Genomic DNA, 19,558 nt, shown 5'->3' on the forward strand with positions numbered 1-19,558 from the left:
GCGGCCGGGGACGGGACGGATGCCGTGCTGAGGGCCGCCGGTAGGCTGGCGCGATGGCGCATGACTGGGTCGCGGATGTTCTCGGCGATCCGTTCGAGCAGCTCACCCTCGACCTCGGCGAGGATTCGGAAGGACCGGTCGTCGCGACGCTCGTGCGATCACTCGCGCGCCACTCGGTCTTCGCGAACCTGCTCGGCGACCGGAGGCCGCTGCACGACGTCGACGTCCTGTACGTCCACGGCTGGTCGGACTACTTCTTCCAGCGCAGCCTTGCGCGCTACTGGAACGATCGGGGAGCCGACTTCTACGCCCTCGATCTCCGCAAGTACGGTCGCAGCATCCGCCCGGGGCAGACTCCGGGCTACATCGCCGACCTGACGACATACGACGAGGACATCGCCGCCGCGCTGATCGCGATGGGTCGCCTGGGCGACGGCGCGCCGACCGGGCGACGGCTCGTGCTAATCGGCCACTCGACCGGCGGGCTCACGCTCAGCATCTGGGCCTCGAATCATCCGGACGCCGCGGCCGCGCTCATCTTGAACAGCCCGTGGCTGGAGTTCCAGCTCGGGGTCGTGCGAGGGGCGGTAGCACCCGTCGTGGAGCTGCAGTCCCGGCTGCGACCGCTCGGCACCCTGCCGCAGGTCGACATGGGCTTCTACGCGCGTGCGCAGCGCGAGGCGGCGGGCCGTGAGCTCGATGTGAACCCGGAGTGGCGCCCCGAGCAGACGATGGCCGTGCACCACGGCTGGTTGGCGGCGATCCTGGCCGGCCACGCGAAGGTCGCCGCAGGACTGCACGTGAGTGCGCCGGTGTGCGTGCTCCTGTCTCAGAAGTCCGCCGTCCCCGCCCGCTGGTCGGACGAGCTCACCCGGACCGACAGTGTGCTCGTGGTCGACGACATCGCGCGCGCGGCGCTCAAGCTGGGCGACTCCGTGACGATCGAGCGGATCCCGGGCGCCCTGCACGACGTGTTCCTGTCCCGACCTGAGGCGCGCGACACCGCGTACGAGCGGATGGATCGCTGGGTGATGGGCAGCCTCGGCACGTCCCGGCTTCCACTCGCACCCGGAACATACGACTGAGCCGCCCCCCGAGCGGGCGGCGGCTCAGTGACGGGCGGGCTACTTCTGCACGAACGGAAGCAGAACCGCGTTGACCTCCGCGGCGTGCGTCCAGAGCATGCCGTGCGGGGCGCCGTCGATCTCGTGGTACTCGGCCTCGGGCAGGGCGGAATGGAACGGGCGTCCGGTTGCGTCGATCGGCAGGATGTTGTCGGCGGTTCCGTGCGCGATGAGCACGGGCTTGCCGCTCTCGCGCACCGCGGCGACGTCGGCGGAGAAGTCCTCGATCCACGCGGGCACGACGGCGTAGGCGGCGACAGGTGCACTGCCGGTCGCGGTGTTCCAGCTCGCCGTGACGGCCTCCTCGGAGATACGGGATCCGAGGTTCTCGTCCAGGTTGTAGAAGTCCTTGTAGAACCGGGTGAACCAGGCGAACCGGTCTGCCCTGGCCGCAGCCGCGATGCCGTCGAAGGTTTCCTGCGGGACGCCCTGGGCCAGCATCCCCGGCTCGAGCGATGCGGACGCGGGGGATGAGGTGATCTCCGGCGTCGATCCCGTCGCTAGGGTGCGGTCACCGGAACCTAGGGTGGGCGACCAGAGAGCACGGAGGAGACGGCATGGACGACGATGCGACCGATTCCGGTCTGATCGGCCGGACGCCATCGATCCGCTTCGGCGCGGCCCTGAACTGGCCTTCAACCCGATCCGCGGAGACGCCCCTTCGCGGGGGCGCACCCATTTCGATGTCTTCGTCCCGGCCGACCAGGCGCAGGCACGGGTCGAGGCGGCGCTGGCAGCAGGTGGGCGACTCGTCGATGACACGAACGCCCCGGCGTGGTGGTCGCTCGCGTCGCCGGACAATCACGGCGTCGACATCGCCGCCTGGACGGACACGTACGAATAGGGCGCGCTGTCGTCACACCGCGAGCGTGCCGACCGTCTCGCCGAACAGCTCGCCGGTCTTGTCGGGGTCCCAATTCGCCATCACGAACCCGACGACCTCGTCGCCGTCCATGATCACCCGCGGCCATGCCGTCGGAGTCACGTAGGCCTCGGCGATCGAGAAGACCACGGGTGCGACGTAGGCCTTCTCGCCCACCGCAGGAGGGATACGCACGGCCGCCGGGAGATTGTCCGCGTCGAGTTCGACGAGTCGCAGATCGCTCATGCCCGCACGATAGCGGCGGGCGCGGACAAGCGGGTCAGCGGTAGTTGGTGAATCGCACACCCGTGATTGCCGACCGTTGCACCCGGTGGGAATCCGCGTAATCACGCGGTTCTTGACGTGGTGCTCCGTTGGCCCTTCGTGGGGTCGATGGGCAATTCTGCGGACTCTGTGCGGACTGACGGGCGGTGTCGGACGAACGTCGGACGAATGTCACACCGCCGCCCGCCGGGGACGCCGCGCCGGCCGCGATCCCATGCGGGAGTAGGCCGCTAATCCGTGATCGACCCTCGTTTCCTGATAGCGAATGTCACACCAATGTCGGACTATGCACACACAAAAACGTCGGTCACGAACGTGTCCCGAGCGGATGCGCGGCTAGAGAAAAGCCGCGGTCTCGCTATCCGGGCGATCGATGGTCGTTGGCGATTAGCGCTCGTACTCGGCGGCGATCTGCGCGAGCACCCGGTTCATCTCTTCCTCGGTCATCTCGGCTCTCGGTGCGAGGGACTTGAGCAGGGTCCAGGCGACGAGGGTGGCGGCCTCGACCTGCTTCGCCATACGTGCGGCGAACACACCCACGTCCCCCTGCGAGAGGTCACCCTGCTCACGGATGATCGCCTGCAGCTGCATGTGCACGGCGTCGTCGTCGTGGGCGATCTTCGCGGTGAGGATGCCGATCGAGGCTCGCACCATCTCGGCGAAGTCAGCGGGCGGCAGATCACGGGGCTCAGTCATGAACGACAGTCTCGCGGATCAACGTCACTCGAGGCGCCTGCCGTTGAGGGAGTTGACCTCTGCCATGATGACGCCGGTCTTCGGGTTGGGCTTCCAGTTGTCCCACTCGCGTGAGTTCACCTTGATCTGCACCTCTTGCACGATCGGGGTTGCTGCCTGTGCGACGGCCTCGGCGCGCTTCGATGCGTACGCCTCCCACCGCTCCTGGTCGGCGTCGCGTACGCGCTGGGTCTGGGCTTCCTCGTCGCGCTTCATCTTGACGACGTCGCTCGCGGCTTCCTTGTTCTGCTGGTGCCATGTCAGCTGCTCGGCGAGAGCGTCGTTGATAAGGCCGATCTGCTTGGACTCTTCGTCGGCGATCGCGAGACGGTTGCCCTGCACGCCGACCTGGTCGACGAGCGTCTGCCTACGATCGCTGAGGGCGGTGTTGCCTGCCTCGATGGCGAGGTTAACGTCTTCCTCGGAGCCGGCGTACGCGCGGGCGAGGGTGATGACGTCGACGCCGATGGACGCGGCCTCGCGCTTGAGCTTGTCGCGGTCCTCGAACAGTAGGCGGGTCGCCTCGCCCTGGATCTGCGCCTCGTCGAGGTACGCGCGGCCTTCCTCGGCGGCGGCGAGGTATGCGCCCGTGAGTCGGCGCTTCAGCTCGTCCGCGGCTTCCTGCTGCTCGGTGATTGCCTGCATCGCGACGCCGAGACCGGCGGCGGCTGCGATGCCCGCGGCGACGCCGGCTGGGCCGAATCCGCCGAAGGCGTTCGCCGCGACCTCTTGGAAGGCGTCGCCGATCGACTCGGCCGAGTCGTCGAATGAGGCCGCGGATTCTCGTGCGACGCTGTTCGCTTCCTGCTTGAACTCGTCCGCGCCCTTGCTGGCCTTCCGGAATCCGTCGTCGAGATCGGTGCCGATCTTGCGTCCGGCCCGTGAGGCGTCTCGCTCGACGTCATCGAAGGTGTCGGCGAGGGTGCGCTCTGTGCGCTTCGCCTCGTCGTCGACGCCCTCGAGCTCGTCGGCGACGTCCGCGAGGGAATCACGGACGCGGCGCGCGCCCCGGGTGGCGTCGTCGTCGTCGCTCAGCCACTTGATCTTGATGCTCACGTCATGCTCCTAGGTGTGGAGGGCGGACCGCCCCGGCAGCTCGAAGAGCTGCGCACCCCCCTCTGCCGGGGCGGTCCTGTTCTCGCGCTGGTGGCCGCTCGCCGCGCGCTTGCGGCCACCATCCCCGCCACATGAAAACGGGGTTGACGCGAGGTCTGTGGGCTACTGGTTCTGCAGCAGCCGAAATGCGGTGTCGTCGATCGTGTTGGCACCGACGCGGGCCCAGGCGAACAGTCCGCGCTGGCCGGTCGGGCGGTTGTTCGTCGTGCCGAACAGGTGCGGGACGAGCTCGATGCTCATACCGGCTCGCTGTGCGATGACGTACTTCCGGAAGTCCCCGACGACGAGGATGTTCGCCGCTCCCGTCGAGCCGGTGAACGCGGGGGCGTAGCCGCTCGCCGCGACCGCGCGCTCGCGGATGCGGAAGTCGGCCCCGGTAAGATCGACCGTTCGGCCGGCGAAGTCGTCGCCGGCGAAGCTGCGGATCTCCTCCTTGACGTCCTCGCTCATGAGCCAGGTGGCGTTGACCTTGGCGCGGTCGGGGAGCGCGGTCCACACCTTGGAGATGTCGGCCTTCCCGAATGCTCCGTCCGTGGTGACGACGACCTCGACGTTCGTGTTCGCGTCGAGCTTGTGGAAGATCCCTCGGGGCTTCCCCGACCCGTCGCCGACCGCGAACGCCTCGGCGGTGAGCTCGGCATATCCCTCGGCGAGGAGCCCGTAGAGCTCATCCTCGAGACGGGGGTAGTCCGATCCGACCTCGATGGAGAACGGGACGAATCCGCGCGACATGTGCGTCTGGACCTCGGGCTGCGCGAGCGTCGGGCTGTCGTCCGACACCTCGGTCGCTTCCGCGTCCCACGACCACGTGACGCCGGCGGAGCTGACGCCCTTCCACTTGTCCGTGGTGATCGTCTCGACACGGGAGATCGCGAGGAATGGGTTCGCGGACTGCTGCCCGGTGAGGACGATCGTGGGGTCGATGAGGACCGGGACGCCGTAGCCTCCCGACGTCGACGCGCCGATCGCCATTGCGCGAGTCTCGAGCTCCTGCAGCGACCGGATCGCGTGCGCCTCGGGTGCGCTGAGCACGGCGTGCGGAGAGGTAACCAGCTGAGCGAACGCGGAGCGGTACTCCGGGGACGACGTGATGACCGTGCGACGCGCGAGATAGTCCGCGTCGATGTTCTCGTCGGCGGTGGATCGGAGTAGCGCGGTGACATGGTCGCCCTGGTGGCTGGCGAGCCGCTTGCCGCCGCGGTCGAGGGCGCGCAGGGCGGCGTCGCGGGCTTCGCCGACGCCGAGCCGTGCGACCTCCGACGATCCATAGTTCGGCGTGAACCCTCCGACCTGGAAGGAACCGAATCGGGCGCGGGACTCCGCGACACGGTCGGCGCGGGCGATGGCTTCCTCGCGGGCGGTGAGTTCGCGCTGTGTCTCGCTCCGTTCTGCGTCGATCTCGTCCCATCGCTTCTGCTGTTCGGGGTTGAGGTCGCTGGGGCCGGCGGCGTCGTTGATCGCGCGCTGTTCGGTGTTGAGGGCTTCGAGCTTGGCGCGGAACGCCAGGACTGCGGGGTCGTTCATGATGGTTCTCCTTGGATGGTTTCCAGGGAGCGGAGATACCGGGCGCGTAGCCTGCGCTCCGAACGTGTCGGGGTGCGGCCCGCGGTGCGTCGGTCGAGGTCGATCAGCGCCCGGTCGAGTTTGAGAGTCTGGCTCTCGCGTTCGATTCGGCGCGCGAACTCGGCCGCGGATTCCGCTCTTGATGGCGTGTTGAGTGAAGGCCCGGATGAGTGCGCGATGCGCGGCTCGACGTCGGGAACGCCTCCAGCGGATAACCTGCCGGTTGTCGGCGGGCGGATGGCCTGCTCCGCCGACGAGCCCAGTGTATGCCAGCGCTCCGACATCACATCTCATCCGCCGCGGGCGTGTCGCCGAGTAGGTCTAGGTCGGCGAGGTCACGGTCGTTCAGCGCGAGCGGGTGCTGGGCGAGCAGCGTGTCGGCGGTGATCGCGAGGACGTTGCAGAACTCGGCGAGCTGGCGCGTCTCCGGATCGTCGCGGGCTCCGTCGCGGTGGGCGCGGCCGATAACGCCGATCACTTCCAGCTCAAGCGGGCTGAATGTGCGCAGGATGTCGATGAGCAGGGGGCCGGCGGCGACTGGCTCGGCCGCGGTCGTGGGGTCGGTCATGGCTATGCCTTTCATGGGGTTCCTTCGGTGGCGGTGTAGATCTCGGGTTTGCCGCATGAGCAGTCGCGGACGAAGCATCCGGAGAGCGGTCGGTGCATGCCGACTTCGTGTCCGCAGGTCTTGCACTCGGCGATCAGGAGCGACTCGGGATGCGAGAATCGGAATCCTGCCCAGACGCCGGCCGGGGGGCGTGCCTTGTCCGCGTAGGCCATGCACTGAGCGCGGATCCGGCACACGTTCGCGCAGAGATCGGCGATCTCGGCGCTGGCCTCGATGTCGAGGTCGGCGACGAAGCGTGGGTCGCCCTCGCACGGCGGCGGCCACTTCTCGCGTGCTCTCTGGAGCGCGAGGTACTCGCCGGCGGCGAACGCGTGGCGCTCGGTCGCGTCCATGAGACGCGGGTCGCGCGCGGTCTTCGATTGCGGTGCGGACTTCGCGATCTCGCGGTCCAGCTCAGCCTGCGTCATCCATCGCGCCTCGGTGATCTGCCCCACGTCGTCGTATTTCGTCGGAACAGCGATCTTGTCCGGCGTGTAGGTGCCCGTCATCTGGATGACGGTTCCGACCTGGGGCCGCCGCGGGCTCACGTGTGGGCTGCCTGCTGGTCGACGCGCCACGCGTGCGACCCGACTGCTGCTTCGCCGGTGTCTCGGCGGCCGCACCCGCACCACCCGCTCGACCTGTCGTAGCGGTGATGGTGGCGTGGCCGCTCGGCGATCGTCTCGGCGCTCCCGCCGCCGAGTTCACTCCATGCTTGACTCATTGATCGTTGCCTCCCCTGGTCGGATGTCGCATTTCATGCAGGTGCCGTCTTCGAGCAGTCGGTGCTGTCCGGGCGCGCAGCGCCGGCCGGGCAGCGGCGTGATGATCGCGCCGGTCGATTCACTGCGCGCCGCGCTGCCGCGCGCGCGTGATTTAGACAGGGCAGGAGAGGCCCTGTAAGGGCCTGTCCTGTCCTGTCCTACGACCCCCGTTACGTAACCGGTTACGTCCCCGGTTACGTCACCGGTCCCTCTCGGCGCGCTGACGCCCTCGACATCTCCGGGCTGGTCAGTGGCCCCGGATGCCATTCGCGTTCGGTAGCGCTCCTGTTTCGCGCGATTCCGGGCGCGCTGGTGCTCGACCTCGGCGGCGGTCGACTGGCCGAGCTTGTCCGCCCATCCGATGAGCTGGTATCCGTCGGCGACGGGTTCCCAGAATCCCGCGGTCTGGATCTCGTCAAGGGTCGCCTGGTCGAGCGGTCCGGGGTAGAGGAAGCGCAGCTCGCGCCGGGCGATCGCGCCGTCGGTGCCTTGCTCGGCGGAGTGCATCAGTGCGTTGTGGAGCACGCGGTAGGCGGCATCCGTCAGTCCGTCGTGCGCGGCCGCTGTGAGCCATTCGCCGCGGAGACGTGCGTCCGTCATCCTGTCGCCTTTCGGATTGGGCCCGGGGCCCTGCGTGCCCTCAGGGCCCCGGGGGTCTGAGATCGCCTCAGTTAGTCGACCGCGTGGTGTGGAGATTCATCCCCCCGGCGGCAACGCGCAGGACGTGCCCGAGGTCGTCCATGTCGTCCACGTGGAGATCGATCTCGAACATGCCTTCGGGTGTGCTGACGATGAGCGCTGGCTTCTCGTCGTCGTGCACGGTGCCCGCGGGGATGATGGGAACGCTGCCGTCGGGTGCTTCGTCGTCATCGATCGTGATGCCGATGCAGTGATGCCAATGGGCGGAGATCTTGCCCATCTCGATCAGGAACGACCGGAACTCGATGTCGATGTTCGGCCAGTCGCCGGCGAGCACCTGCGTGTGGGCGCTCCAGGAGGGCGGGGTCACGGGGAGCGGGATCGACGGCACCACGAACCGCTGGAAGTAGATCGTCGCGAGATCCATCTGTGACTGCGGGCCCTCGTCGAGGATGCCCGCGAATCCGCTGCGATCAATCACATTGCCGTCGACGCTGAGGAGAGCTTCGATTCTCGGATCCTGGACGGACGTGATGGGCTCGATTTCAGAGTGCAGCTTCCGCAGGGTCGCTGCGTAGTTGGCGATCGACAGGCTGGGGTAGCGGTCGGTTACGATGGTCATGATTTCTTCTCCTTCAGGGGTGGGTTCGTTGCCCTCGGCGCTCTGATCAGCTCCGGGGGCGTTTTTCTTGCGTTCGTCGAGGATCGTGCGGAGGCATCCGCAGTCGTCCTCGGCGTCGTGGTGATAGCCGATACATCGGTCATCGGGGCATCCGCAGGTGTCGCCCTGCCATTGGCCGCTCGCGGACCAGCTGTCGATGTACTCGCGAGCGGGGATTCCGGCGTCGCGCAGCACTCGGCGCGCGGCCATGCTCAGAACAGGCACGATGCCTCCTGGGCTGTCGAAGCGAGGGCGAGCACGGTCGCTGGCCGCCCGTAGTTGCTGCGACCCTCGATGTTCGTCGTCGCGAGGATGCCGCGACGCTTCAGCTCGGAGGCGCGCGACCTGATCGACTGCGGCGACGCGGCGGGGAGTGTCGGCGTCGCCGCATAGGCCTCGGCCAGCGCGTCGAGTGTCATCGGACCGCGCTCTCGAAAGACGCGCATGATCGCGGACTGAACAGCGGTGATGCGGTGCTCCGTCTGCTCGATCGCGGCGTCGACCGATCGCCCGTCGAGCGCCATCGGGCGGGTGCGGGCTCTCATGTCAGCCTTCCACCGCTGTGGCGAAGAATTCTTCGAGCTGCTCCGCGGTGACGATTCGCCGTCCCGCGAGCTTCGACGACTTCAGCGCCCCGGAGTGAATGAGCCAGCGGACCGCTGCCTCGGAACGCCGCATCTCGGTTGCGACCTCCGAGATGAAGTAGAACCGAGGACGGGTCGCCGCTTCGGAAGTGGTCATCGTGCGTTCCCTTCTGTGCTTCCAGTAGACAAAGTGTGTCTGGCAGACACAACATAGCACCGCGAGGGACAACATCGCTACACTTCATCGTGTGCTGCCAAGTGATGGGATCGGAAAGCGCATCGGTCGGTATCGACGGATCGCGGGCCTGAGCGCGCGCGAGCTCGCAGAGCAGGCAGGGCGCGGGCTCACCCGCGGGATCATTGCGAACCTCGAGTCAGAGCGGAAGACGGACATCACGGTCGACCAACTGCTGGCGATCGCTGTGACACTCGGGGTGCCTCCGCTCGTGCTCGCGTTGCCGGTCGAAGCACCATTCCGAGTGGTGGAACTCGCGAACGGGACGCGTCCGCAGGCCGCGCCGGTCTGGGTGGCTGCCGAGTGGTTCCGAGACGAGAACCTCGCGAAGTTCGCGATGGAGACTCCCGCGGCCCCGGTGGCGCGCACGACCCTGAGGATGACGGCCGACTATGTGCAGCGCGTGCGGGATCTGGCGAACGGCGAGGGTGCGCCCGACGAGATCGCGCGGGCGGCAACTGAGCTTCGCGAAAGGGCAGATGAGCTAGTCGCGGTCGGCGTCGACGTAGCGATCGAGCGTGCGGACGGAAGCCTCATCCGAGCGTCGGACGCGGTGCCGATGGATGTGACTCGGCTCTGGTTCCGCATGAAGGTGGGAGAACACGATGGCGAGCATCCGGCAGAGGCCTGATGGACGCTGGCGCGCCCGCTACCGTGACGCGGACGGCCGCGAGCACGCGCGACACTTCACGCTGAAGCGCGACGCGCAGCTCTGGCTCGATGAGATCTCCGCATCCGTCCTGACGGGGCAGTATGTGGACCCCCGCGCCGGCCGCGCGGTCTGGTCGACGTGGGTCGTCGGGTGGATGGATGCGCAGGCGTGGGTGTTGGGGACGCGCGAGGCGGCCGAGACGGCCGTCGAATCGGTGCCGTGGGCGTCGAGGCCGATCGGGTCGGTGAAGCCATCGCAGGTGCAGGCGTGGGTGTCAGGCGAGCTGAAGCGCGGCCTCGCGGCATCCACCGTGCGCACCCGCTTGAACTACGTGCAGATGGCATTCCGCGCCGCGGTCCTCGACAAGGTGATTCCGGCGAGCCCTGCGGCGGCCGTCAAAGCTCCACGCGCGCGGCGCGCTGACGCCGCGATGAAGCTGCTCGACGTCGAACAGGTCGCGGCCGCACTCGATGCCGCCGGCGACTTCCGCGGGTTCGTCGCGGTGTGCGCGTTCGCAGGGCTCCGACTCGGCGAGGCGGCAGGCCTGCAGCTGCGAGACGTCAACTTCCTGCGGCGCACGCTGACCGTGGCCCGTCAGGTGCAGGGCTCGACGATCAAGGCGGCGGCGATCGTGCCACCGAAGTACGGATCGGAGCGGACGATCTACGTCCCCGACGCGCTGCTCGAGATCCTCGCCGCGCACGTCGACGCGCAGCGGATCTCGCGTCCGGATGAGCAGCTGTTCACGACAGCGCTCGATCGGCTGTGGAATCGGAACAACGCGGGGGAGGAGTGGCGACGAATCCGCGATGCGGCCGCTCTGCCGGAGGATGTGACGCTCCACGCGCTCCGCCACACGTACGCATCGAGCCTGATCGCGTCAGGGTGCGACGTCGTGACCGTGCAGCGCGCGCTCGGCCACTCTCAGCCCTCGATCACGCTCAACGTCTACGCGCACCTGTGGCCCTCGGCGGAGGACCGGACGCGCGCCGCGGCGGCCGAGTACATGGCCGCCGTGATGGATTCTGCGGACTCTGTGCGGACTGAAACCGGAAAAGCCCAGGTCAGCGGTCTCGCTCAGCGGTAGTTGGTGAACTGCAGGTCGACGTCGAGGTCGGCGGCCTTGAGGAGGCGCTGGACCTCCTGCAGGTCGTCGCGGCTCTTGGACTGCACGCGCAGCTCGTCGCCCTGGATCTGCGACTTGACGCCCTTCGGGCCCTCGTCGCGGATGATCTTGCCGATCTTCTTCGCGTTCTCCTGGGAGATCCCGTCCTTGAGCGTCGACGTGATGCGGTACTCCTTGCCACCGGCGACCGGATCGCCCGTCTCGAGGCTCTTGAGCGAGATGCCGCGCTTGATGAGCTTGGACTGGAAGACATCGAGCACGGCCTTTGCGCGCTCTTCGGTGTTCGCCTTGATCAGGATCGCCTCACCGCTCCACTCGATCGACGCGCCGGTGCCCTTGAAGTCGTACCGCTGCTCGACCTCCTTGCGGGCCTGCTGCAGGGCGTTGTCCGCCTCCTGGTGGTCGACTTTGCTCACGATGTCGAAGGAAGAATCAGCCATGCCGGGCAGTCTACTCGGCACGGATGCCGGGGCCTCGGAGTCCGGATCCTCAACTGCGCAGCGGGTCACCGAGTTCGCGATGAAGCCGCGATCCGTGAGCAGCCGCTCCGCCAGCAGCCTCTCTGTCGCGGCTTCGACCTGATCCAGCATGTGCTCCGCTGCAGAACCCGTGAGCGCGCCGCTCTTCACGTACTGCGCGTCGACGTCGTCGTGGGACACCGGTTCCGGCGAACCGGGTGCGTACGGACCGGTGCCGGTCTCGCGGCGAGCGGGCGGTTCGTCATCCCCCCAGCCTCTCATTCGCTGCACCGAGGGTTGACGGGGCACAGACTGTGCAAGCGCTTGCACCGGCGATGGCGGTTATGTACGTCTCGGGCCGCCGAGAGCGGCATCCGCTTGTCGTCAACCTCTCATCAGGTCACGAACCCGTATCGATCAGGAGAGTGAAGGGTTGCGGTTTTCCGGGTCCGTGGTAAAAATGTAAGCGCTTGCACATCGCGAGCGGAAGAACGGCCTTCACGGTGCACCCGCCCCGGCTCGGCCGGACATCCCCCTATTGCACGTAAGAGAGGCACACCGATGAAGGTGAACAGGAAGAGCGCGATCGGAGTAGGCGCGCTCATCGCCGGAAGCATGGTCCTGCTGGGCGGCTGCGCCGGCGGAAGCACGGATGGCGGCGACAGCGGCGGCGACAGCGCCGACTCGACGCCCATCACGGTCTGGGTCGACATCGAGCGCAAGCCCGCGCTGGAGGGTGTCGCCAAGAGCTTCACCGAGGAGACCGGTGTCGAGGTCAAGCTCGTGACGAAGGACTTCGCCACGGTCGACCAGGACTTCATCAGCCAGGTCCCCACCGGCAAGGGCCCGGATGTGATCGTCAGCCCCCACGACAAGCTCGGCTCCTACGTCGCCGCGGGTGTCGTCGCGCCGCTCGAGCTCGGTGACGTCGCGGACGGCTTCGCCGAGTCCTCCATCCAGGCAATGACGTACGACGGCAAGGTCTACGGCGTGCCGTACTCGATCGAGAACGTCGCGCTCGTGCGCAACACCGATCTGGTCGCCGAGCCCGCCACGACGTACGACGAGGTCATCGCCAACGGCACCGCCGCCGGCACGGAGTACAAGTTCCTCGTCGGACTCAGCCCCGAGCAGGGCGACCCGTACCACCTGTACCCGCTGCAGACGTCGTTCGGCTCCCAGGTGTTCGCCCAGAACGCCGACGGCAGCTACGACGCATCGCAGCTCGTGCTCGGTGACGAGGCCGGTATCGCGTTCGCCGACTGGCTCGCCACGCAGGGTGCCGCCGGATCGAACGTCATCAACGCCAACATCGACGGCGACCGTGCTCGCGAGTTCTTCCTTGCCGGCCAGTCCCCGTACTACCTGACGGGCCCGTGGAACATCCCCGCGATCTCCGAGGCCGGCATCAACTACGCCATCGACCCGCTCCCGAGCGCCGGTGGCCAGGAGGCCAAGCCCTTCATCGGCGTCAACGGCTTCTTCCTCTCGAGCAAGTCCACGAACGCTCTGGCGGCGACGAACTTCATCGTCAACTACCTCAGCACCGAGGACGCCCAGCTCGCGCTGTACGAGGTCGGCGGCCGTCCGCCGGCACTGACCGCGGCCTACGAGACCGCTGCCGCCGAGAACCCCGACGTCAAGGCGTTCGGTCAGATCGGCCAGACCGGTGCTCCGATGCCCGCCATCCCCGAAATGGGTGCCGTGTGGTCGGACTGGGGCAACGCCGAGCTGCAGATCATCAAGGGTGAGGGAGGCGAGCCGGCGACCATCTGGACGACCGCTGCCACCAACATCCAGGGCAAGATCTAAGGCCCGAAAAGCAATCCAGGTGGGTGGGGCTGTTCGCGGCCCCACCCACCTGTCTAATCTCTGAGGCACGACACTGCGATGAAGGAGCGTCCATCGATGGCGACCGCTGATCAGGAGACGGTGAAGCCTACCGGCACCGCCGGAGGCTCCTCGCTCAACCGCTGGGGCGATGACCCCCTCTTCACCCCTAAGAAGCGCCTGACCTCGGGCGGCCTCATCGCCCTCCTGTTCAAGGTGATCCTGCTCGGCATCATCGATGCGGTCGCGATCCTCGCGGTCTACATCCTGATCGGCAAGGGCGACTGGATCGCCGCCGGCGTGCTGGTGATCGTCGTCGCGCTCGTCAACTTCATCTACCTCCGCCCTGGCCTCCTGCCGGGCAAGTACCTGACACCGGGACTCTTCTTCCTCGCGATCTTCCAGATCTTCGTGATCATCTACACCGGCTACATCGCCTTCACCAATGCCGGTGACGCGCACAACAGCACCAAAGAGGATGCGATCGCCCAGATCATCCGCACCTCCCAGGATCGCGTGCCCGATTCGCCGTCGTACACCGTGCAGGTGTTCAAGCAGGGCGACCAGTTCGGGATGCTGGTCGCCGAGCCCGGCGGCGATCTCTCGTTCGGCACGAACGAGCAGCCCCTCGAGAGCGTGAACGCCGCGCCCGACGGCTGGGACGAGCTGAACCTGAACCAGATCATCCGCTTCCAGGACCAGGTCCTCGACCTCAACGTCCAGGTCACCGATGACGTGAACGACGGCACGCTGCGCACGTCCGATGGGCAGAACGCGTACGTGTTCGTCTCGAGCCTGGCCTATGACGAGGCCGCCGACACGTTCACGAACACCCAGACCGGCCAGGTCTACGTCGACGACGGCGAGGGCAACTTCCGCGCCGAGGACGGGGCGACCCTGACGCCCGGGTGGCGTGTCGTGATCGGGTGGGACAACTTCGCCAGCGTCTTCACGAACGAGCAGATCCGCGACCCCCTGCTGCGTGTGACGGTGTGGACCTTCGCGTTCGCCGCGCTGTCCACCCTCGTCTGCTTCGCGTTCGGCCTCTTCCTCGCGATCGTGCTCAACCACCCGACCCTGCGCGGCAAGCGGATCTACCGCATCCTCGTGATCCTGCCGTACGCGTTCCCGGCCTACCTCACGGGCCTCGTGTGGGCGGGCATGCTGAACCAGGAGTTCGGGTACATCAACGAAGTGCTGCTCGGTGGTGCATCGATCCCCTGGCTCGCCGACCCGTGGCTGGCACGCTTCAGCGTGATCTTCGTGAACATGTGGCTCGGCTACGGATACATGTTCCTCGTGTGCACCGGGGCGCTGCAGTCGCTTCCCGACGACATCGTCGAGGCGGGCAAGATGGACGGCGCGAGCGCCTGGCGCATCTTCCGCTCGATCAAGATGCCGCTGCTGTTCGTCGCGGTCGCGCCGCTGCTCATCGCGACGTTCGCGTACAACTTCAACAACTTCGGCGTGATCTACATGCTGACGCGAGGCAATCCACGCTTCACGGACACGACCCTCGACGTCGGAGCCACCGACATCATGATCACGATGGTCTACAAGGTCGCCTTCGGCGGTGGTGGCGGCCGTGACCTGGGTCTGGCCTCGGCGCTGTCGATCCTCATCTTCATCATCGTGACGGTCGTCGCGATCGTGAGCTTCCGGCAGACCAAGGCACTGGAGGACATCAACTGATGAGCGAGAACACCAACTCCGCCGGCACGCGTCGCGAGCGCGCCGCCATGCAGGACGCCGTCGTCGGAACCTTCTCCGGCCAGGGCGCGGTCGAGGGGGAGCTCGTGGGCTCCGCCCTGGCTCCCGCGCAGAACACCGTCGCTCCGCCGCAGAACAGGCGCAGCTTCAAACGCTGGTTCACCGACACGGGCTGGCGGCACATCGTGGCCTGGGTCGCGATCATCTTCGCGCTGTTCCCGCTGCTGTACATCGTCTCGGCATCGTTCAATCCGGTGGGGACCCTGACCGGCTCGAACCAGCTGTTCTCGTCGTTCTCGACGCGCAACTACGAGCGGCTGTTCAACGACCCGAGCATCCCGTACGCCACCTGGTACGTGAACTCGCTCATCATCGCGATCGTGACGAGCGTCGCCACCGTCTTCCTCTGCGCGCTCGGCGCGTATGCGTTCTCGCGCATGCGCTTCCGCGGACGCCGATTCGGCCTGGCGACCCTCCTCGTGCTGCAGATGTTCCCGCAGCTGCTGGCCATCACCGCGATCTTCCTGCTCATGATCCAGATCAGCGACGTGTTCCCGGCGATCGGCCTCGGCACGCACGCGGGGCTCATCATGATCTACCTGGGCGGCGCGCTCGGCGTGAACATCTTCCTGATGTACGGCTTCTTCAACACGATCCCGCCGGCGCTGGACGAGGCCGCCAAGATCGACGGCGCGGGACACGCGCGCGTGTTCTTCACGATCATGCTGCCGCTGGTCACACCGATCCTGATCGTGGTGGGTCTGCTGACCTTCATCGGCACGATCGGCGAGTTCGCGATCGCGAGCGTCATCCTCACCGACCCGAACCAGCAGACCGTGGCGATCGGGCTCTTCCAGCTCGTGTCGGGCTTCCAGTCGCAGAACTGGGGCATCTTCTCGGCCGGCGCGATCCTCGCGGCGTTCCCGGTGATGCTGATCTTCCTGTTCTCGCAGAAGTACATCGCCGGCGGCTTGGTCTCGGGGTCCGTGAAGTGACGGATGCCGCCGGGCGCGGCATCCGTTGAATATAACTGAAGAACAATTCAAGGGCTCTGCCATGGCGACCGGCCGTGCAACCACGTCGATTCCTCGGCGGCGTTGCCGCCCGTCTCCTCGAAAGGCACACCATGACCACCCTTGAACCACACCACGACGGCTCTGCGCTGTACGTCTCGAATTCTTCGCCGGAAATCGGGGACGAGGTCACCGTCCGTGTGCGTGTCCCCCTCGGCTACGGACCGCTCGAGCGCGTGCTCGTGCGGTCGAACCCCGATCACGAGCCGCTGTGGGTGGAGGCCTCGCTCGACGGCGAGTCGGACGGGTGGGAGTGGTGGTCGGCGCGCATCGTCGTGGCCAACCCGCGCCACGGCTATCGCTGGCACCTCGTGCACGACGGCGGCCGTGTCGAGATCCTCAGCCAGGGCGGGCTCAGCGGGATCGACACGCTGGACGCGGTCGACTTCGCGCTCGTGGCCGGCAATCCGCCGCCGAGCTGGACGAGCGACGTCGTGATGTACCAGATCTTCCCGGATCGCTTCGCGCGATCGGCTGCGGCTGATGACCGCCCCACCCCGGAATGGGCGATTCCCGCGCAGTGGGACGACGAGCTCATCCCGGTGCCCCCGGGACGTGGCCAGCAGTTCTTCGGGGGCGACCTCGACGGCATCGTGGAGCACCTCGACCACATCGCCGCGCTCGGGGTCACGATGATCTACCACACGCCGATCTTCCCGGCGGAGTCCAACCACCGGTATGACGCGGCGCGGTTCGACGAGGTCGACCCGCTGCTGGGCGGCGATGACGCCTACCTCCGCCTGATCGATGCGGCGCACGCGCGCGGCATCCGCATCATGGGCGATCTCACCTCGAACCACTCCGGTTCGGCGCACGAGTGGTTCCGCGCCGCCCACCGTCACCCCGAGGCGCCTGAGAGCGCGTTCTACTACTTCCTCGATGATCAGAACGAGGACTACGAATCATGGCTCGGCGCCCCGACGCTGCCGAAGTTCGACTGGAGCTCGGACGAGCTGCGCCGACGCTTCACCGAGGGGGCGGATTCCATCGTCGCGAAGTGGCTGTCGCCGCCGTACGGCATCGACGGGTGGCGCATCGACGTCGCCAACATGACCGGGCGGCTCCGCGACATCGACCTGAACGAGTCCGTGCGACGCGCGATCCGCCGCACGATGATCGAGATCGAGCCCGAGACGCTGCTGGTGGCCGAGTCCACGAACGATGCCGCGAGCGATCTTCAGGGGGACGCATGGCATGGGGCGATGACCTACCCCGCCTTCACGCGGGGACTGTGGGCCTGGCTGAGCGATCCGACCGGCATCCCGCACATCAACGCGTTCGGCGAGGAGACCGACGAGATGTGGTACTTCGGTATCCCGACCGGGATGCCGAGCTACGACGCGACCCAGTTCGTCGCGCAGATGCAGCGGTTCACGAGCCATTTGCCGTGGCGCGTGCGGCTCGGATCCATGCTGCCGCTGGACACCCACGACACCGCGCGCTTCGCGACCCGCGCGCTGCCGGGCACGATCCCGGTGGCCGTGGGACTTTCGATGACGCTCCCGGGCATCCCGGTCGTCTTCGCGGGCGACGAGTTCGGGCTCACGGGTGTCGATGGCGAGATGAGCCGGACGCCGATCCCGTGGGACCGGATCGAGGATCCGGACGTGAGCGCACGGATCGACCTGTACCGCGAGCTCATCGGGCTGCGCCGCTCCCACCGGGCTCTCGGCGACGGCGGGCTGCGCTGGCTGCACGTGGGACCGGAGGGCGTCGTGTTCGTCCGCGAGTCCCCGGAGGGGGCGGTGCTCGTGGTCGCCGCGCGCGATGACCTCGACATCGCACTGCCTGCGGCAGCGGTGCACGGTGCGGGCTCCGCCGTGTCGGCGTTCGGAGACGCGACGCTCGGGGTCGCCGAGGACGGCGGGATCGTGCTCTCCGCCGAAGGCCCGACCTTCGCGGTGTGGTCGCTGCCCGGCATCCAGCCGCCGCCGGCGACGGCATCCGCTTCCGCGACTCTGCCGCAGGCGGGAGGCATCGCCGACGCGGAGATCGCGGCACTCGACACCGACTCGTGAAGCCCGACCCGCCGGCGGAAGAGCGATCTTCGTAGACTGATCCGAGGCGGCGAGGAGGCTTCATGCGTCAGTTGACCGAAGGCGACATCCGTGGGGTGTTCGTGAATGCGGACGAGGATGAGTTGCGGGTGCTCGCGTTGCCGCACGACTTCGTCCTGACCGATTGGTTCCACCAGGACTTCCTCGCGTGGCGCGATCCGCGAACCAGGGGGCGGGGCTACCTCATCGGCGAGTTGGACGACCGGCCGGTGGGCATCGTGCTCCGCGCCGCCGACGGGAACTCGCGAGCGGCATCCGCTCTGTGCAACGTGTGCCACACGATGCAGCCCGCCGACCAGGTGACGTTGTTCTCGGCGCGGAAGGCGGGTGAGGCGGGACGCCGCGGCGATGCGGTGGGCACGTACATGTGCGCCGATCTGTCGTGCCACGAGAACGTCCGGCTCGCGGCGCCGCTCGCTCCCAATGAGGTGCGGGCGAGTGTGGATGCGCGCATCGACGGCACCCGCCGTCGGGCCGAGGCCTTCATCGAGCGGGTGCGCGATGCGGCGAGGGCTGACGCATGAACGCCCGGGTGGTCGTCGTGGGCGATGCGCTGATCGACGAGCTGCGCGATGAGAGCGGCATCCGCGAGTTCGTCGGCGGGGCGGCTCTCAACGTCGCCGTGGGGCTGACGCGCCTCGGAGTGCCGGCGACCCTTGTCGCGATGGTGGGCGACGACGAGGCCGGCGCGCACATCCGGAGCTACCTGCGCGACTACGGCGTCGAGCTCATCTCCTCGCCGTCGCCGCACGGATCCTCGCGAGCGGTCAGCACGCGCAGTCCGGGCGGCGAGCCGGTGTACGAGTTCAACGTCGCCGCGCAGGCGCGGGCGCTCGATTTCGGAGCTGACACGCGCGCGGCGCTCGCAGAGGCGGGCATCGTCGCGGTGAGCTGCTGGCCCTTCGATGACATCGAGCAGACGCGCCTCCTGGCAGAGGCTCTCGGCTCCGGGTCCGCGGCGCTCGCGATCGACCCGAATCCGCGGGCGGGGATGCTGAAGGACCGGTCCGCGTTCGTCCGCGGGTTCGAGAGCCTCGCGGCGGAAGCAGCCCTCGTGAAGGTGGGGGAGGATGACGCGCAGCTTCTCTACGACGAGCCCCTCGACGCTCTGCGCACCCGGCTCGTCGACCTCGGCGTGCGGGCCGTGCTGGCGACGCAGGGTTCGGCGGGGGCGACGGTCGAGGCGGGTGACGTCACCGTGACGCGTCCGATCTCCGACCTTCCGGGGCGCATCGTCGACACGATGGGCGCCGGCGACGCGGCCTTCGCGACCGCGGTGGCCGCCCTCGGGGACGGCGGGTCGCAGGGGGAGGACGCCTGGGGTGCCGTGCTCGAGCGGGCCATGGACGTCGCCGCCGCGACGTGCCGATTCGAGGGCGCGCTGCTGCGTCTTCCCGAGTCCCTGGCGGAGATCGACCTCGACCGGATCGGTACCTGACCGCGCTCGGCGGCGCGGATTTTTCCGCCGCGCTCCGGA

Annotated in this window: 21 protein-coding genes and 1 pseudogene; 10 read left to right on the top strand and 12 right to left on the bottom strand. The window is 67.8% G+C overall.

Annotated elements, in window-relative coordinates; genetic code table 11:
* Positions 1-53 precede the first annotated feature (53 nt).
* The gene (locus tag AB0P18_RS11340) at positions 54-1,085 is read left to right on the top strand and encodes an alpha/beta hydrolase (protein WP_363360100.1); all 1,032 of its coding nucleotides are present in this window, start codon (positions 54-56) and stop codon (positions 1,083-1,085) included.
* Positions 1,086-1,124: 39 nt separating this feature from the next.
* Here AB0P18_RS11340 and AB0P18_RS11345 read toward each other — a convergent pair.
* Positions 1,125-1,583, bottom strand: a pseudogene (locus AB0P18_RS11345) (alpha/beta hydrolase); the annotation flags it as partial.
* Here AB0P18_RS11345 and AB0P18_RS11350 point away from each other — a divergent pair.
* Positions 1,525-1,968 (top strand): VOC family protein, encoded by a 444-nt coding sequence (locus tag AB0P18_RS11350; protein WP_363360187.1) that lies wholly within the window; start codon positions 1,525-1,527, stop codon positions 1,966-1,968. The pseudogene AB0P18_RS11345 and the gene AB0P18_RS11350 sit on opposite strands and share 59 nt — an antisense overlap.
* 12 nt (positions 1,969-1,980) lie before the next feature.
* Here AB0P18_RS11350 and AB0P18_RS11355 read toward each other — a convergent pair whose 3' ends face one another.
* The 10 genes from AB0P18_RS11355 to AB0P18_RS11400 form a co-directional block, all read right to left on the bottom strand.
* Positions 1,981-2,232, bottom strand: a complete 252-nt coding sequence (locus tag AB0P18_RS11355) for a hypothetical protein (RefSeq protein WP_363360102.1) — start codon at positions 2,230-2,232, stop codon at positions 1,981-1,983.
* Between the two features lie 426 nt (positions 2,233-2,658).
* Positions 2,659-2,967, bottom strand: coding sequence for a hypothetical protein (locus tag AB0P18_RS11360; protein WP_363360103.1), 309 nt, complete (start codon positions 2,965-2,967; stop codon positions 2,659-2,661).
* Positions 2,968-2,991: 24 nt separating this feature from the next.
* Complete coding sequence (locus AB0P18_RS11365; RefSeq protein ID WP_363360104.1) at positions 2,992-4,062, bottom strand: hypothetical protein; 1,071 nt, start codon at positions 4,060-4,062, stop codon at positions 2,992-2,994.
* A 162-nt stretch (positions 4,063-4,224) separates the two neighbouring features.
* A complete protein-coding gene (locus tag AB0P18_RS11370; protein ID WP_363360105.1) occupies positions 4,225-5,646 on the bottom strand; it encodes a phage major capsid protein in 1,422 nt (473 codons plus the stop codon).
* A 322-nt stretch (positions 5,647-5,968) separates the two neighbouring features.
* Positions 5,969-6,253 (bottom strand): hypothetical protein, encoded by a 285-nt coding sequence (locus AB0P18_RS11375; protein WP_363360106.1) that lies wholly within the window; start codon positions 6,251-6,253, stop codon positions 5,969-5,971.
* 11 nt (positions 6,254-6,264) lie between these two features.
* Entirely contained in the window at positions 6,265-6,801 is a 537-nt protein-coding gene (locus AB0P18_RS11380; protein ID WP_363360107.1) for a hypothetical protein, read from the bottom strand.
* A 195-nt stretch (positions 6,802-6,996) separates the two neighbouring features.
* Positions 6,997-7,656, bottom strand: a complete 660-nt coding sequence (locus AB0P18_RS11385; RefSeq protein WP_363360108.1) for a hypothetical protein — start codon at positions 7,654-7,656, stop codon at positions 6,997-6,999.
* A gap of 67 nt (positions 7,657-7,723) precedes the next feature.
* Entirely contained in the window at positions 7,724-8,317 is a 594-nt protein-coding gene (locus AB0P18_RS11390; protein WP_363360109.1) for a hypothetical protein, read from the bottom strand.
* A 251-nt stretch (positions 8,318-8,568) separates the two neighbouring features.
* On the bottom strand, positions 8,569-8,901 hold the full coding sequence (locus AB0P18_RS11395; protein ID WP_363360110.1) for a hypothetical protein: 333 nt from the start codon (positions 8,899-8,901) through the stop codon (positions 8,569-8,571).
* 1 nt (position 8,902) lies between these two features.
* Positions 8,903-9,097 carry a helix-turn-helix domain-containing protein gene (locus AB0P18_RS11400; RefSeq protein ID WP_363360111.1) on the bottom strand — a complete coding sequence of 65 codons (195 nt, stop codon included), beginning with the start codon at positions 9,095-9,097 and terminating at the stop codon, positions 8,903-8,905.
* Positions 9,098-9,188: 91 nt separating this feature from the next.
* Here AB0P18_RS11400 and AB0P18_RS11405 point away from each other — a divergent pair, with 91 nt between their 5' ends.
* Positions 9,189-9,806, top strand: a complete 618-nt coding sequence (locus AB0P18_RS11405; protein WP_363360112.1) for a helix-turn-helix transcriptional regulator — start codon at positions 9,189-9,191, stop codon at positions 9,804-9,806.
* Positions 9,781-10,914, top strand: a complete 1,134-nt coding sequence (locus AB0P18_RS11410) for a site-specific integrase (RefSeq protein WP_363360113.1) — start codon at positions 9,781-9,783, stop codon at positions 10,912-10,914. The genes AB0P18_RS11405 and AB0P18_RS11410 overlap by 26 nt, the downstream gene beginning before the upstream one ends.
* Here AB0P18_RS11410 and AB0P18_RS11415 read toward each other — a convergent pair.
* A complete protein-coding gene (locus AB0P18_RS11415) occupies positions 10,905-11,393 on the bottom strand; it encodes a YajQ family cyclic di-GMP-binding protein (RefSeq protein ID WP_344055876.1) in 489 nt (162 codons plus the stop codon). The two genes, AB0P18_RS11410 and AB0P18_RS11415, sit on opposite strands and share 10 nt — an antisense overlap.
* A gap of 579 nt (positions 11,394-11,972) precedes the next feature.
* On the opposite strand from AB0P18_RS11415, the gene AB0P18_RS11420 reads away from it, so the two are divergent.
* The 6 genes from AB0P18_RS11420 to AB0P18_RS11445 all read left to right on the top strand — a co-directional run bounded on the left by AB0P18_RS11420 (position 11,973) and on the right by AB0P18_RS11445 (position 19,519).
* On the top strand, positions 11,973-13,223 hold the full coding sequence (locus AB0P18_RS11420) for a maltose ABC transporter substrate-binding protein (protein ID WP_344055457.1): 1,251 nt from the start codon (positions 11,973-11,975) through the stop codon (positions 13,221-13,223).
* A gap of 96 nt (positions 13,224-13,319) precedes the next feature.
* A complete protein-coding gene (locus AB0P18_RS11425; RefSeq protein ID WP_363360114.1) occupies positions 13,320-14,933 on the top strand; it encodes an ABC transporter permease subunit in 1,614 nt (537 codons plus the stop codon).
* Positions 14,933-15,946, top strand: coding sequence for a sugar ABC transporter permease (locus AB0P18_RS11430; protein ID WP_363360115.1), 1,014 nt, complete (start codon positions 14,933-14,935; stop codon positions 15,944-15,946). Before AB0P18_RS11425 ends, AB0P18_RS11430 begins: the two co-directional genes overlap by 1 nt.
* Positions 15,947-16,077: 131 nt before the next feature.
* Complete coding sequence (locus AB0P18_RS11435) at positions 16,078-18,042, top strand: glycoside hydrolase family 13 protein (RefSeq protein WP_363360116.1); 1,965 nt, start codon at positions 16,078-16,080, stop codon at positions 18,040-18,042.
* Positions 18,043-18,104: 62 nt separating this feature from the next.
* Entirely contained in the window at positions 18,105-18,605 is a 501-nt protein-coding gene (locus AB0P18_RS11440) for an FBP domain-containing protein (protein WP_344055453.1), read from the top strand.
* Positions 18,602-19,519 (top strand): PfkB family carbohydrate kinase, encoded by a 918-nt coding sequence (locus tag AB0P18_RS11445; RefSeq protein ID WP_363360117.1) that lies wholly within the window; start codon positions 18,602-18,604, stop codon positions 19,517-19,519. The genes AB0P18_RS11440 and AB0P18_RS11445 overlap by 4 nt, the downstream gene beginning before the upstream one ends.
* The last annotated feature ends 39 nt before the right edge of the window (positions 19,520-19,558 follow it).

Source organism: Microbacterium sp. NPDC064584 (genome assembly GCF_040687315.1).
GTDB lineage: Bacteria > Actinomycetota > Actinomycetes > Actinomycetales > Microbacteriaceae > Microbacterium > Microbacterium lacus.

What these genes read in the sequence shown, in the direction of transcription:
- AB0P18_RS11430 (WP_363360115.1), top strand. Translation starts at nt 14,933, where the DNA reads ATGAGCGAGAACACCAACTCCGCCGGCACGCGTCGCGAGCGCGCCGCC.
- AB0P18_RS11420 (WP_344055457.1), top strand. Translation starts at nt 11,973, where the DNA reads ATGAAGGTGAACAGGAAGAGCGCGATCGGAGTAGGCGCGCTCATCGCC.
- AB0P18_RS11350 (WP_363360187.1), top strand. Translation starts at nt 1,525, where the DNA reads ATGCCGTCGAAGGTTTCCTGCGGGACGCCCTGGGCCAGCATCCCCGGC.
- AB0P18_RS11375 (WP_363360106.1), bottom strand. Translation starts at nt 6,253, where the DNA reads ATGACCGACCCCACGACCGCGGCCGAGCCAGTCGCCGCCGGCCCCCTG.
- AB0P18_RS11390 (WP_363360109.1), bottom strand. Translation starts at nt 8,317, where the DNA reads ATGACCATCGTAACCGACCGCTACCCCAGCCTGTCGATCGCCAACTAC.
- AB0P18_RS11395 (WP_363360110.1), bottom strand. Translation starts at nt 8,901, where the DNA reads ATGAGAGCCCGCACCCGCCCGATGGCGCTCGACGGGCGATCGGTCGAC.
- AB0P18_RS11425 (WP_363360114.1), top strand. Translation starts at nt 13,320, where the DNA reads ATGGCGACCGCTGATCAGGAGACGGTGAAGCCTACCGGCACCGCCGGA.
- AB0P18_RS11415 (WP_344055876.1), bottom strand. Translation starts at nt 11,393, where the DNA reads ATGGCTGATTCTTCCTTCGACATCGTGAGCAAAGTCGACCACCAGGAG.
- AB0P18_RS11400 (WP_363360111.1), bottom strand. Translation starts at nt 9,097, where the DNA reads ATGACCACTTCCGAAGCGGCGACCCGTCCTCGGTTCTACTTCATCTCG.
- AB0P18_RS11340 (WP_363360100.1), top strand. Translation starts at nt 54, where the DNA reads ATGGCGCATGACTGGGTCGCGGATGTTCTCGGCGATCCGTTCGAGCAG.
- AB0P18_RS11440 (WP_344055453.1), top strand. Translation starts at nt 18,105, where the DNA reads ATGCGTCAGTTGACCGAAGGCGACATCCGTGGGGTGTTCGTGAATGCG.
- AB0P18_RS11410 (WP_363360113.1), top strand. Translation starts at nt 9,781, where the DNA reads ATGGCGAGCATCCGGCAGAGGCCTGATGGACGCTGGCGCGCCCGCTAC.
- AB0P18_RS11370 (WP_363360105.1), bottom strand. Translation starts at nt 5,646, where the DNA reads ATGAACGACCCCGCAGTCCTGGCGTTCCGCGCCAAGCTCGAAGCCCTC.
- AB0P18_RS11355 (WP_363360102.1), bottom strand. Translation starts at nt 2,232, where the DNA reads ATGAGCGATCTGCGACTCGTCGAACTCGACGCGGACAATCTCCCGGCG.
- AB0P18_RS11385 (WP_363360108.1), bottom strand. Translation starts at nt 7,656, where the DNA reads ATGACGGACGCACGTCTCCGCGGCGAATGGCTCACAGCGGCCGCGCAC.
- AB0P18_RS11360 (WP_363360103.1), bottom strand. Translation starts at nt 2,967, where the DNA reads ATGACTGAGCCCCGTGATCTGCCGCCCGCTGACTTCGCCGAGATGGTG.
- AB0P18_RS11435 (WP_363360116.1), top strand. Translation starts at nt 16,078, where the DNA reads ATGACCACCCTTGAACCACACCACGACGGCTCTGCGCTGTACGTCTCG.
- AB0P18_RS11445 (WP_363360117.1), top strand. Translation starts at nt 18,602, where the DNA reads ATGAACGCCCGGGTGGTCGTCGTGGGCGATGCGCTGATCGACGAGCTG.
- AB0P18_RS11380 (WP_363360107.1), bottom strand. Translation starts at nt 6,801, where the DNA reads ATGACGGGCACCTACACGCCGGACAAGATCGCTGTTCCGACGAAATAC.